At 47.9% G+C, this 12457-nt stretch carries 11 protein-coding genes; 4 read left to right on the top strand and 7 right to left on the bottom strand.

The genetic code is table 11. The annotated features are described in order from the left end of the window. Positions 1 to 655: 655 nt before the first annotated feature. The 4 genes from LDL35_RS09915 to LDL35_RS09900 form a co-directional block, all read right to left on the bottom strand. Positions 656 to 1291, bottom strand: a complete 636-nt coding sequence (locus LDL35_RS09915) for a DUF4956 domain-containing protein (RefSeq protein ID WP_304022180.1) — start codon at positions 1289 to 1291, stop codon at positions 656 to 658. Beyond that, a complete protein-coding gene (locus LDL35_RS09910; protein ID WP_304022179.1) occupies positions 1285 to 2127 on the bottom strand; it encodes a polyphosphate polymerase domain-containing protein in 843 nt (280 codons plus the stop codon). Before LDL35_RS09910 ends, LDL35_RS09915 begins: the two co-directional genes overlap by 7 nt. A gap of 448 nt (positions 2128 to 2575) precedes the next feature. Then, positions 2576 to 3205, bottom strand: coding sequence for a class I SAM-dependent methyltransferase (locus LDL35_RS09905; protein WP_304022178.1), 630 nt, complete (start codon positions 3203 to 3205; stop codon positions 2576 to 2578). Between the two features lie 98 nt (positions 3206 to 3303). After that, complete coding sequence (locus tag LDL35_RS09900; RefSeq protein WP_304022177.1) at positions 3304 to 4803, bottom strand: serine hydrolase domain-containing protein; 1500 nt, start codon at positions 4801 to 4803, stop codon at positions 3304 to 3306. A 124-nt stretch (positions 4804 to 4927) separates the two neighbouring features. Here LDL35_RS09900 and LDL35_RS09895 point away from each other — a divergent pair, with 124 nt between their 5' ends. Then, on the top strand, positions 4928 to 5089 hold the full coding sequence (locus LDL35_RS09895; RefSeq protein ID WP_304022176.1) for a hypothetical protein: 162 nt from the start codon (positions 4928 to 4930) through the stop codon (positions 5087 to 5089). Positions 5090 to 5515: 426 nt separating this feature from the next. Here LDL35_RS09895 and nrdD read toward each other — a convergent pair whose 3' ends face one another. Together nrdD and LDL35_RS09885 are read right to left on the bottom strand one after the other, a co-directional pair. Further along, positions 5516 to 7663: an anaerobic ribonucleoside-triphosphate reductase gene (gene nrdD / locus LDL35_RS09890; protein WP_304022181.1), complete on the bottom strand. Its 2148-nt coding sequence runs from the start codon at positions 7661 to 7663 to the stop codon at positions 5516 to 5518. A gap of 59 nt (positions 7664 to 7722) precedes the next feature. Further along, positions 7723 to 7977 (bottom strand): glutaredoxin family protein, encoded by a 255-nt coding sequence (locus LDL35_RS09885; RefSeq protein ID WP_304022175.1) that lies wholly within the window; start codon positions 7975 to 7977, stop codon positions 7723 to 7725. Positions 7978 to 8108: 131 nt separating this feature from the next. Here LDL35_RS09885 and thpR point away from each other — a divergent pair, with 131 nt between their 5' ends. Genes thpR through LDL35_RS09870 form a run of 3 tightly spaced genes read left to right on the top strand, consistent with a single transcriptional unit; the run spans position 8109 to position 11815 of the window. Further along, entirely contained in the window at positions 8109 to 8660 is a 552-nt protein-coding gene (gene thpR, locus LDL35_RS09880) for an RNA 2',3'-cyclic phosphodiesterase (RefSeq protein ID WP_304022174.1), read from the top strand. Further along, the gene (cca, locus tag LDL35_RS09875) at positions 8657 to 10039 is read left to right on the top strand and encodes a CCA tRNA nucleotidyltransferase (protein ID WP_304022173.1); all 1383 of its coding nucleotides are present in this window, start codon (positions 8657 to 8659) and stop codon (positions 10037 to 10039) included. The genes thpR and cca overlap by 4 nt, the downstream gene beginning before the upstream one ends. 45 nt (positions 10040 to 10084) lie before the next feature. Continuing rightward, a complete protein-coding gene (locus LDL35_RS09870) occupies positions 10085 to 11815 on the top strand; it encodes a tetratricopeptide repeat protein (protein ID WP_304022172.1) in 1731 nt (576 codons plus the stop codon). On the opposite strand, the gene LDL35_RS09865 is transcribed toward LDL35_RS09870, so the two are convergent. Beyond that, on the bottom strand, positions 11799 to 12457 hold a 659-nt coding region (locus tag LDL35_RS09865; protein WP_304022171.1), incomplete at its 5' end, for a clostripain-related cysteine peptidase. The genes LDL35_RS09870 and LDL35_RS09865 overlap by 17 nt on opposite strands.

Here is a 12457-nt window from a genome sequence, read left to right as displayed (position 1 = left end):
AATCCGATTTTGATAGAGCATTTGAAGAGATGAAAGCCCATATCAGATCACAATACGAAAAAGCAATAGAGTATATTAAATCCCAATCATCTGAATAATCTCTCCCTCTTTTTTATTCCACCGATTTTTAAAATTATTCTATTCCTGCGTACCACCATATTTCTTAGTGGGAGCTGTTTTTTTTGTCAGCGGCCTGGGAGAGATTGAACATAATTCTGTCTTTACTTGTAATGTCAAGGGATACTTAAAAGCAATGAAGTATCGATCAGGTTGCATTCAGATGAACGAAATGATGATTGATCTTGTCATCGACGTGATCGGTACTGACCAACTCTCCTGAATCATTGTATTGTTTGAGCCAGATGATTCTATCCATTTTGAGTCAGGCGTCTTGAGCCCTGTTTGGAAAGAATCAGTTCCTGATGTTATGATTTCATAGTCGTTCAAAGATCTCTACTTGAACGAGAGATTCTCGTAAAGAGTAGGTTAAGGGACTGTAATCGAAAATCATTCTCCATTACATTCCTGATGCATTTTATCAGATGAACCCACGTTCATGTGTTGAGGAGAAGGTATTTACCGGACCTTAATAGAAGATACCCGGAATCGAATAAAAAAGGATAAAAAGGAATAAGGGTCTCACAATTTATTTTAGTCAGGATTTTTCCATAGATCTCAAATCAGAAACCTGACTTTTTTTCGGAATGACTGGCAACCCTTCCTCATACGTAATTACGATATCGGCACAATCCCTGATAAAATCTATCTCCACTATCTCGACCTGTGAAATATCAAGTCCCGTCCTCTCTTTCAAATCTTCGATTAACCGGTCATGTTCATCGGCTCGAATCAGATCAATCTTCTCATACTTTATCAGTTTCTTCTGTTCATATCTGAATCCCCATTTCTGTTCAAGAATGAAGAGCACTGCAATGATCACCAGGTCAGAGAGGCATAATTTTTCGATATCTCCACTGTTATACAGGATTGAGTTCATTATTGGCAGAGCAACCATGACAAAGAGATAGGTCATCTCCCGGATGGGAACGGTATCGGTCCGGTACCTGAGAACCGAAAATAATGCAAAGAGACCAAACCCTACTCCGATGGAGAGTTCAACTGAGGTAAAAAGACCCATCACCAGATATATGACAGTCGAGAATGCCAGGAATGTAAATATGTAATCCTGGGCTCTTTTTCTCGGATAATAGATACCTCGTGCGATGATTACCGCTGCAAGAAGGTTGATGAGTATTCCGGCAAGGAATGAAGCATATGTATCGGTTACCATAGTACCGGTCCTCCATTGGTGAGTTTATTCAGCATCCGCAGAATTATTCGGAAGTTGTTATGTTTCACTAAATCGCCATACAAAAGTGAAATTCCGATGCAGTATTTAGAAAACCCTCTCGGTCGTAATCTCATCGTATTCAGATAATCAAGGGCAGGTGACCTGATATGATCTGAACTTCGCTTTATCTCTGCGATGACAATGTTTGGGAGCAGAATATCGATAGAACCTGAACGAAAGGTCAGATCGATATCAAGAGTGATCCGTTCCGGATGAACTGCAGATACGAGGGTAATTCTTCTGTATTCGTTAATCAACACCGGTTTATACTCTGTATAGTCAAAGGGGAAACATAATGAGAGAAATTCACGGATATCTGACCCAAGCCTGGTGACAAGCCCTTCGATTTGAAGCCGGTGTTTGATAGTCCGTCCGGTATTTTTCTTCTCCTTTACCTCCAGGAACGTGAGGTCAGAACCGATATAGGTCCGCATTCTTACTTTGTACCGTGGTTTTCGTCCGTTATGATGGGCAAGGTAGAGTTGAAACTCCGGAGAGTCATAGTAGGTCGTTTTGTAGGTCTGAACCTGTTTTCCATCAACTTCGAAGATCTGGTATGTTTCCGGAAGGTGCAAAAGAAGATCGAGAGCCTGTTGTGTGGTGAGCAGGTATTTTAATTCTTTCCGATTTTGCAGGGTTGCATGAGAGATATCAGAAAAATCTACCGGACTGAACCTTGAGAGAATGGTATCCAGGGAGGTGTGAACGGGTTCTTGATCTGATTGTCCAGTTCCGGATATTGTTACGAGAGAATGAGATTGAAAATTTTTAATCATCGCTATCAGTCCTTTAGATGAGAATTGGATTGTTTCAATGAGTTCTTATGGTATCATGAGTTGCTATGAAGATCCTTCATTGATGAGATAGTACTCATGAGATGGTCATTGATTATCCGGATATATTGAAAAATATTACAGAACTAAAGAGTTGGATATTCTGAATAATCTGAACCAGACTGCAGTTATAGCAACGTGCATAACGCCTTGGAATTGTTGTGAAGATAACCGGGATCGATATGGAACGATAGAAATACACCATTGTTACGTTCTTGTCAGTTGAATGTTGTGTGCAATGGTGTCGTAAGTAATAGCACCAAACCTACTCAAAATAGAATATATACCAAATCGTTAAGTTTTGTAATGCAGGCGGATACTATCCACATCCTCTCATCCAAAGGAGTAAAAAAACAATCAGAATCCATGAGTGAGGGATTCAAGTATTATTTTATTCTCTCCCAAGCAGAATACAATAATTAAACCTGCCCCCGTGCCATCCCTTCTCAATAAATCCTATCCCACCGGCCAGGTCCCGGACTATCTGCACTCTCTGAAAATGCGGATCCCGGATCGTCTCTTCGATAAGAAGCAGCCCTCCTGGTTTTAACGCATCATATATCTCCTGCATCGCTCTTTCACGGTCAGGAATCTCACCAAGGACGGTCACCATCACGATCCGGTCGTACTGCTCCTGCCCGAGTTTTCCTTCTCCGATACCACCCTGCAGATATCTGATATTAGAAAGCCCCTCTTTTTCTGCCCTCTTTTTTACCTCTGCAAGCATCCCTTCCTGAATATCCATTGCGGTAACATTTCCGTTCGGACCGACTATCTTTGCAACCGGAATTGATACTCTTCCCGGACCACATCCTGCATCAAGGACCTGCATGCCGGGGGCGACATCAAGGTATTCAATCGTCTTTCGTGTCCGGCCGCTCATCCATGCAAACGGTGGGTCCAGCATCCATTTCATCCATACCGGACAGGGGAGTGATCGTCGCTGTGATGCATACCGCCATCCAACGGAAAGGATGAGGATCACCAGAATAAGAATACCAATGATTGTCAGAATGTCCATTATCTGAATTAATCATCATTTGACAGCAATAAAATCACCCTTACGTCACCAGGCAGTTCATCCGGAACCTGAAAAAAAAGAGTATGAGTATTCCCGATTCAAATCCGAGTGAATGGTCCGAACTCATCGGATTCAATATTGGTTACTAAACCTGCTTCATCTGCAATGAACGTCAGGTATCCCACCAGATCATCAGGGTTCGGGAATGAGAGGTACCAGGTATTGTCTGTCCAGTGGATAAGGTTGCCCGGGTATCGGTTTGGCCCGAGCCCGATTATCATATGTTCATCATCCGGACCCTGATCAATCTGAATGATATCATACAGGGAACTTGTATACATACCTGCAATTGCAGCGGGGCTGATAGTTGCAGGACCAGGGTTGTCAGGTCTCTCCGGATTTTTAATCAAAGAGTTCCAGCCCTTCTGATTCTGGAGTTCAAGAGCCTGCAGGTCTTTCCCGCTTCTGCAAATGTATCGTTCAAGGAACTCATCCCTGACCGCTTCAGGAAACGCCGTCAGCTGTTTGTTCGCGATAACCACAATTCCGCTCTTCTTCCCCGGAATGAGTACCACGATTGACCGGACACCATCAAGTGCTCCGTTCTTTTCTATGACCCGTTCATCAAGGAAGTAATACGAGTCACAGCCAAGACCAACCACCCCGTTTGGATCATGGAGGGGACCGGATGGACCGGCGACGAAACTTGCTGCATGAATATCCTCTACCGTTTTTGGACTGAGGATCACAGTTCTATCAATCGTGCCATTGTTCAGCATCAGCCGTAACCACCGGGTCATGTCACGACCGGTAGATACCACCTGGCCGGCAGCCGGAAGAGATGCCTCTTCGAACGGAATTATCTCCAACGTTCCATCTGCTGTACTGGCATGGCCGGTGATATGATTCTCATCTAGGTACAGGGTTTCATGCCTGGCCCCGGACCTGGTCATCCCGAGTGGCCCTATTATCCGTTCATCGGTAAGGTTCTCCCAGCTCTTCCCATATGCCTGAGCCGCAACCTCACCTGCAATAAAGTACCCGGCATTGGAGTAAAGATATCGCTCCCTGAATCCCGCATCTGACTCAAGGAACCGCATCCGGTACAAAATCTCATCATTGGAAATTCCGATTCTGCCAAGTAGTTCGCCATCCCGACGAAGGCCGGTCCGGTGGGCCAGAAGATCACGAAGATTTGAATGATTGCCGACATAGGGGTCCTTCAGGGTAAAATCAGGAAGGTACTCAACAACCGGGGTATCCCAGTCCAGTTTTCCTTCATCCACCAGAGTGCCAATGGCTGCACCGGTGAAGTATTTCGTGACTGATGCAATCTGAAACCTGGTATCAGGATCTACTTTATCAGGTTTTCCGAGTTCACGGATCCCGAACCCTTTCAGGTATACAACCGCATCATTTTCAACAATCCCCACCACGGCACCGGGCACATCAAAATCAGCCATCTTCTGGGTGATAAATTCATCAAAGCCATCCAGTGTATCAGTCGCCGGTATGGTATCTGCACTGATTCCATAAGTGAATAGCAAAACAAGGATGAAAGCAGCACCGAAAATAGATCGCAAAGATAGTACTGTCATACCAGATCCTTCCTCAGAAGTATAAAATAGGCACCTGTTCTCTCTTCACATAGTATCAGGGCAATCTATATGGTATACATCGGGTGATTTCAGAGTATGTTTGACGGCACAATCAAAGAGATGAATGGTATTTGCCGTCGGTATTACCGGAGCGGAATGCATACTGATCGAGATGATGCACAAGACTGACATTGAGGAGATCGCTGAGTTGGAGAAAATCTTCTCTATGATCAGATCCGGGATTATTGCATTTGGAGAGTGGTATCTCAATGACCAGGAGTCCTGAATTGTGAATCCAAAGGATAACGGGAGAATGTGACCTGAAATCACTCTTCATGCCATACCCATCACCCGGCGCCAGGTCAGGTACGGTACATCGGTGAGATCAAACAGAACAAACCTGATGGTATCGGTCATGCCTGCCGTCAGTGCATCATGTCACTGTCCGAATCCATGACCGTCCAGCCTGCCTTTCGGTGCTCATATACCGGTATGTTCAATGATTGCAATGCTGATATCCATCTCATCTGCTAGGTAGGCATATACACCGATAGTGCGATGAGGGAGAAAATGGGGGAGAGAAAAAATGAAGTTAGGACTTACGCAGATAGAGCAATTTGTTAATTTATCTAAATAATTTTCTAATATAGTTACTATAATCCCATTTCCTAAAATTTTATGTCAAGTTACTGGTTGCGTAAGTCCTATGAAGTTATACGTGGATTGGTGCCTGGATTCCTGATTGCGTCCCTCCAGGCTCTTTTACCGGAACATGGGCTCTTTTTCCGTCCCACTCCGAGAACTGGTGCAGGCATACGGTCAGGTCACGGGTGAATGCAAAGTATCCAATCTGGGTGCTCCGACAGAGTTTCATGGCCATGTCCATCAGGCCACGGGGATCAGGCCGTGCCTCACCAAGCCAGATATGAAAGATATTTCCGCCGTCCACAATCGGGAAGAAGACATGTTCGATCTCTGCACGGCGTGCAAGGGTGATGTCTGCACCAGGAGCGACATGGGTTCCATTGGTATAGTATATCGGAAGGTCGCGGGTATCGCCAAGACGGGATAAGGCAACTTCCAGATTCCCCTTGATAACCTGTTTTGCCCCCTCGTGAAACTCCCTGCGGAGGAGATCAGCAACGGCAAACCGCTGACCGGTTGTCTCAGCCGGGGTGCGTGCAAGAGCGATGGTCATACCGTGCTTTCTGGTCAGCTCCTGGCTGTAGAGTTCCATCTCAGTCATTGCAAGAACTCCGAGACGGAACGCCTCATCTGATTCATGCAGCTGATAGCCCGTAAAGTGCTGGACCATTTCATTCAGACCGACGATCCCGATGGTATAGACAAGTCCGTCAAAGTCAACGGCCATTGCACCACGCTCACCGGTCTTCGGGTCACGAGGTCGCTGCATGGCAAATGGCATCCGGTTACTCTTCTTGATATGTTCCATCCACCGGAGTTTTATCTTAAAGACCTCAACAGCGGTGTCCATCATAGATCGGAGTTCTGCAAAGAGCCGTTCCTCATCACCATGGGCCTTGTAGGATGCCCGGGGACAGTTGAGTGAGACAACACCCCACGATCCCATGGAGAAATGCATGCCATCTTCAAAATAGAGTTTTTTATCAAAGTCTGCGTCCTTATCGGCCATGGTGGAGAACTGGTAGGCACAACACTGGTAACAGGAGATGCCCTCCCCTGCCCCGCGGTATGCCGGGAGCTGGTTGTCATAGTATGGTGTTCCAAACTTTGAGGCCAGTTCAAAGGTCATAAGGTAGAGGTCTTCATAACTCGGAAGATCCGGGTTTTTTGCATTAAACTCCTCATCCTCATGCATGAAGTCGGGCTCTATGCTGATCTCCGGTTTTGGAAAATTAAATGGCTTGCCCCAGTAATCACCTTCAAGCATGACCTCCATAAGGGCCTTAAAAAGCAGTCTGACCTCCCGTTCACAGGAGCCATAGGTCTGCAAGGGTGCATCGGTTCCGTTCCAGACCTTTCCTTTATAGACACAGGGCTTATCTTTCCAGAGTTTCGGGACTCCTGGTGAGAGCTGGACTGATGAGAAGACCAGCTGGCCGCCACGGGCAACCATCATCTGAGTCATCTCATAGACAAACATCTGCATCAGCTGCTTCATCTCGATATATTCCATGCCCGTGAAGTACGGCGCCAGGAAGGTGAGAAAATTATAATACCCCTGCCCGCCGGCAAAGTTGGTCTGGGCACTTCCAAGAGCTTTTACTGCATGGAGTACTGCAACCTCTGCCCGGTTCGCAGGTCCGGCAACCGATGCCTTTGTCCCGTTCCCGTCAGGCATGAGACCATAGTAGAAGAAGTACCGGAGATCCCAGTCCTGGCAGAACGGCCGTGTCCCGAAGTACTCAAGGTCATGGATATGAATATCCCCGCAGAGGTGACGGTCTGCGAGATGGGGAGGAAGCTGGAGGAGGTACTGCTCCTTGCTGATCTTGTCTGCCTTCTTTTTATGAGACGTTTCAGCATTCTCCTGCAGATTTGCATTATCCTTTGCCTCAAATCCCCTGCCGACATCTATCTGGTGAGCATCAAAGACAGGGGTTCCTACCCTGGTGCAGACATTTCTCCACTGGATCCTCCCCCGTTCGATAAGGATAGTATTCATTATCTCCCGGATTAAAGGACCTGAAAGCGTGCGCAGGTTAAGTTTTCTGATCCGGTCCTCCACCTCCCGTGCTATCTCCTGTGCCGTCTCTTCATCTGCCCCTTCAAATCCGTAAAAAATCTCAACAAGCCTGGTCTCTTTCAAAATCTGTCTGACAATACGGTCCCGGTCCCATTCCAGGATGTGCCCGTCACTGGTTCTGACAGGCGGCATCGACGGGATGGCAATACCGTCTAATGTAGTCTGACGTGTTATCCCTGCCACTCCATCACCTAACAGAGTTGCAATATCCGCTGTTCATTGATGGCGTCACCATTAAAGAGTTCCTTTGAGGTCAGGAACGTCTTATCAACCTGAAGGACCGGGGCCTCCTGAACAAAGATGCCGTTCACGCGGAGCTCAGTCAGTGCCTTCGCAGATGACATGTCGGCAACGGTGAAAGGTATCTGATGAGATGTGAGAAAATCCTTGAGAATTTCACAACGTGGACAAAACTCAAGTGTATATACGATAAAGACCGCCCCCATAATGATCAATAATCATTTGGATTACTTCATAGAAATAAAGATCCGGGCAGGGACTCTTTGCCTATATCTCTATATATAGGTATATGATCCAAAATCCCTTATCTTATAAGATAAAGACATAATACGGCAGAATGGTCCGTTTATTCGTTGCAATCGACCTTCCTGATGATATCAGGGAACAGTTCAGGGATGTTCAGGAGGGCCTGCGGTCAAGCCGTGCCAGACTGACTCTGGTTGATCAGGAGTCGATGCATATCACGTTAAAGTTCATCGGTGAGGTGAGCGGGTCAGCCCTCTCACAGATCACTGAACTATTACAAACCATCGAGGCTTCACCTTTCTCCATGGAGGTCGGGCTTATCGGGACGAATAGTCAGCGGGCTCCCCGGGTGGTCTGGGCAGAAGTGGATGACCCTGGACAATGCCGGGCACTTGCAGAATCAATAGACTCTTCCCTTGCCTCACTCGGATTTGAACCTGAGAAACGGAAGTTCAGACCTCATATCACTATCGCACGGGTCAGGCAGTTTCATCAGTCACTCTTTGAAGCCCTGGCAGGCGTAGCATCCTCATGCTCCGGAACCATTCCGGTCAGGGAGTTTATATTAAAAAAGAGTGAGCTCACCCCTGACGGACCCATATATACTGATATTCTCCATGTCCCTCTTCGGGAGCGTTCATGACATTTTCACCACTTGAACAGTCAGTCCTTGCAGAGATACGTCCAACCAAAGAAGAACTTGACCGGATGTATGCCCTTGCAGACCGGCTTATTTCAGATATCCGTGCATCAGGCAAGGCTGACGGGATGATGGTCGGATCGGTTGCCAGAAAGACCTGTGTGCATGGTGACCGGGACCTTGATGTGTTTATGCTCTTTGACCCCGCCCTGCCACGCGAAGACCTGGAACGGGAGGGTCTTGCCCTTGCATGGAGCATTGCACAGCAATATACCGATACAATCAGGGAGAAGTACGCAGAGCACCCGTACCTGAATGCGACGATCGACGGTCTTGATGTAGATCTTGTCCCCTGTTATCAGGTAAAGGAGGCGACCGGTATCCAGAGTGCAGTTGACCGTACACCATTTCATAACCGGTACATCTCTTCCCGTATCGGTGATTTTACCGACGACGTTCTCCTTTTAAAGCAGTTTGTCAAGGCAGGCGGAGTATACGGGTCTGATCAGATGACGGAGGGGTTTGCCGGATACCTGTGTGAACTCCTGGTGCTTCATCATGGCGGGTTTCATAACCTGCTCAAAGCCGCAGCTGGCTGGAAACCCGGGATGTTCATCGACATCGAGCAGCATGCAGCCAAATGGTTTGATGAACCCCTGGTCGTCATCGACCCGGTTGATCCCTGCCGGAATGTATCGGCCTCCGTTTCAGATACCAAACTTCTTGAGTTTATTGAGCTCTGCCAGGGATATCTGAAATCACCGTCAAAGTGGTTTTTTTACCGCCCACCGATCTGTATCCTGACCAGGGAAGAGGTCAGCGCTCTGTTAAAAGGTCGTGAGTCTGCATTTCTTGCGATCACCCTGAAAACCCCGCCCTATATAGAAGATATTGTCGTTCCCCAGCTTCGGAAAAGTCTGCACACGTTGGTTGATCTTTTAAAAAGACATGAATTTGTGGTTGCACGGGCAGATACGTGGATGCTTGAGGATCGGAGTATGCTCCTCTTTGAGCTCCTTGTTGACACTCTTCCGGCGGTCAGGTTCCATGCAGGCCCGCCGGTCACCGCCCATGTCAATGCGGCAAAGTTCATTGAAAAGTATATTCATTCTGACATCATCTTTGCCGGGCCATTCATTCGTGACGGCCGGTACGGGGTGGAACTTCCCCGGCGCTACCGGCAGGCCTCCGATCTCCTCTCCTCGAATGAAGTATTTGCAACTGCTCTTGGCAAACATGTCAAGCATTCCATGAAAGAGGAGTTTGTTGTCCATGCAGGGCTTGAGTGCTGGCAGCCAGGGTTTGAACCGTTTATCAGTGAGTTCCTGCAGAAAAGCAGTCCGCTTGTTCGGATACGGCGGGCTGAAGCACGAACCTCATAAGGCCCTGCTCGAAACTATTTAGGAACAACAGGAGAAACTTCGCATATGACCATTCCACGTCAGGTTCATGGTTTCATCATACTGGCGGTATTCCTTTTTCCCGTGCCAGCTCTTGCCACCCAGTCAGATGACCTGATATCAGACGGGAATGTCTTATACAGCCAGGGAATGTACCAGGAAGCCATCTCATATTTTGAGCGGGCAATTGAACTGGATCCCTCGAATGCAGCAGCATGGTATAATAAAGGGGTTTCACTTTATAAACTTGACCAGGTGGATGAAGCAATCGCCTCATATGAGGTCGCCATCGGGCTTGATCCCCGGAACTCTGATTACTGGTACAATAAGGGAAATGCCCTCTTAAGTAAGAACCTGCTCAATGAAGCATATGCAGCATATGATGTAGCAATTCAGCTTGACCCGTATGATGTACAGGCGTGGATGGCAAAGGGGAATGTTCTGTCTGACCAGAAGCAGTACGAGGATGCCATCAGGGCATATGATGCTGCCATTCAGATTGACCCGGATAATGAGGAGACCTGGTTTGCAAAAGGGAATGCCCATTACAACCAGGGAAATTTTAAGGACGCAGTGTCCGCCTATGAGATCGCTTTACAAAAGGACAGTAAAGACAGTAAGGCCTGGTATAACAAGGGAAATGCGCAGTATAATCTTGGAAACCTTGAGGGCGCCCTGAAAAGTTATGAGATGGCCCTTGCCTATAACCCGAAGGATGCCATTGCATATACGAACAAGGGTATGGCTCTTGCAGATCTTGAGCGATACGACGATGCAATTGATGCCTATGAGGCTGCTCTCAGCCTTGACGCAACCGACCTGAAAGCCTGGACCTCTCTTGGGCAGGTATATACCAAACTGCGGGAGTACGATAATGCTGTCCGGGCATTTCAGATGGCTTTAAAGCTCAACAAGACTGACTCATCGGTCTGGAAGAACATCGGCGATGTCCTTATGCTCGAAAAGCGGTATGATGAGGCACTTGCGGCATATGAACAGGCCATTGCATTAAACCGGATGGATTCATCCGCCTGGATTGGGAAGGGAACTGCTCTGAATAACCTTGCCAGATACAAGGAAGCTCTGGGTGTATTCGAGATAGCCTGCTCCATGTCTCCCCTGTTTGCTTCAGGATGGGTGGGAAAAGGGAACAGTCTTTCCGGACTTGGGCGGATAGAGGAGGCTGATGGTGCATATGAGGCAGCGCTTCAGCTTGATCCGAGGAACAGTCAGGCACTTGCCGGAAAGAGTAAGAATCTGGTGACAACCGGCGATCCCGAGACTGCACTAGAGTCCCTGCAGCTGGCCATTGCCGCTGATCCGACTAATATGGCCTTACTTGGCCGGCTTGCCGAGATATATGAAAAACTGGGGCGGTATCAGGATGCACTTGATGTCTGGAGTTCTGTCTCCCTGAATGAATCTGATCCTGACCTTGTCAGAAAAGGAAAAGCGATGACTCTGGTCCGGGCCGGCAGGGAGGCTGAAGCACTGGCCTTATATCGGGATGTTCTGGCATCCGAACCAAAGTCAGGGTTTGTGTATGAACAGTACGGGGATGTACTGGCTCTGGCCGGAGATACCCCTGGAGCAGAGCATGCCTACCGGAAAGCGATGGAGATACAGCCAAACCTGACCGGGATCCTTCTGAAGATCAAGGCTCTTGAGTCTACCCATAAAGAGACTCCCCTTCATGTATTTCCGGTTCTTGCAGGAGTCATCTTCGGATGTCTGTTTATCTTCAGAAGAGAGCGGTGATATTCCCGCTTTCTCCGCATTCTCCCAGGTACCTGATCAGAAATCTGTCCCAGGATGGTGTGATGAATGCACTTTCCCGGTAATATTCGTAAAATACAGGATTGATGAGGACTGGTGAGAGGATGGCAACTCCGTGTGCACCAGGGACCATGGCATCATGGCGGGCAAAGACAACCGTCCGGTTAATCCCTTCAAGTACTTCTTCTGCAGATTTTGAGAGATAGGGAACAGTACGCCGTGCCTCATCTGCAAAGGAATACAAGTCCATGGTCGCCTCTTCCAGTTCTCCGGATCCGGTGCGGCCAAATTGCTGCGTCTGTGATAGAATGCGGGCTATCGTCCTGCATCCCTCCTCATCTCCGGCAAGGGCATGGAGGTCTTTTGCAAACCGGTCCAGTCGCTCGGTCAGGTAATCAGCCTCTTTTGGATTGAGGAGTGCGATTGTCTTTCCCTGGCCAGGGGTTTTCATATACTCGTCAGTGAGATTTTTTGCATACTGCTCCACAGACTCATCCGGATGCGCATTGATATACGAGATCCAAGGCTTATATGGCCAGCCATCTGCCGGTTCTGCCTCTTCACTGGCAATCAGGTACGATGCAGACGGGGAGAGAGCGGAGAGAACCTCAAGGCATCCCATCA

The organism is Methanospirillum hungatei (assembly GCF_020216685.1).
In the GTDB taxonomy this organism is placed as follows: Archaea; Halobacteriota; Methanomicrobia; order Methanomicrobiales; family Methanospirillaceae; genus Methanospirillum; species Methanospirillum hungatei_B.
The sequence above is the reverse complement of the archived record's forward strand: the minus strand, read 5'-3'. Positions and strand labels throughout refer to the sequence as shown.

Coding starts and splice junctions, on each gene's coding strand:
- thpR (WP_304022174.1), top strand. CDS start 8,109: ATGGTCCGTTTATTCGTTGCAATCGACCTTCCTGATGATATCAGGGAA.
- nrdD (WP_304022181.1), bottom strand. CDS start 7,663: ATGCCGCCTGTCAGAACCAGTGACGGGCACATCCTGGAATGGGACCGG.
- cca (WP_304022173.1), top strand. CDS start 8,657: ATGACATTTTCACCACTTGAACAGTCAGTCCTTGCAGAGATACGTCCA.
- LDL35_RS09915 (WP_304022180.1), bottom strand. CDS start 1,291: ATGGTAACCGATACATATGCTTCATTCCTTGCCGGAATACTCATCAAC.
- LDL35_RS09910 (WP_304022179.1), bottom strand. CDS start 2,127: ATGATTAAAAATTTTCAATCTCATTCTCTCGTAACAATATCCGGAACT.
- LDL35_RS09870 (WP_304022172.1), top strand. CDS start 10,085: ATGACCATTCCACGTCAGGTTCATGGTTTCATCATACTGGCGGTATTC.
- LDL35_RS09895 (WP_304022176.1), top strand. CDS start 4,928: ATGGTATTTGCCGTCGGTATTACCGGAGCGGAATGCATACTGATCGAG.
- LDL35_RS09885 (WP_304022175.1), bottom strand. CDS start 7,977: ATGGGGGCGGTCTTTATCGTATATACACTTGAGTTTTGTCCACGTTGT.
- LDL35_RS09900 (WP_304022177.1), bottom strand. CDS start 4,803: ATGACAGTACTATCTTTGCGATCTATTTTCGGTGCTGCTTTCATCCTT.
- LDL35_RS09905 (WP_304022178.1), bottom strand. CDS start 3,205: ATGGACATTCTGACAATCATTGGTATTCTTATTCTGGTGATCCTCATC.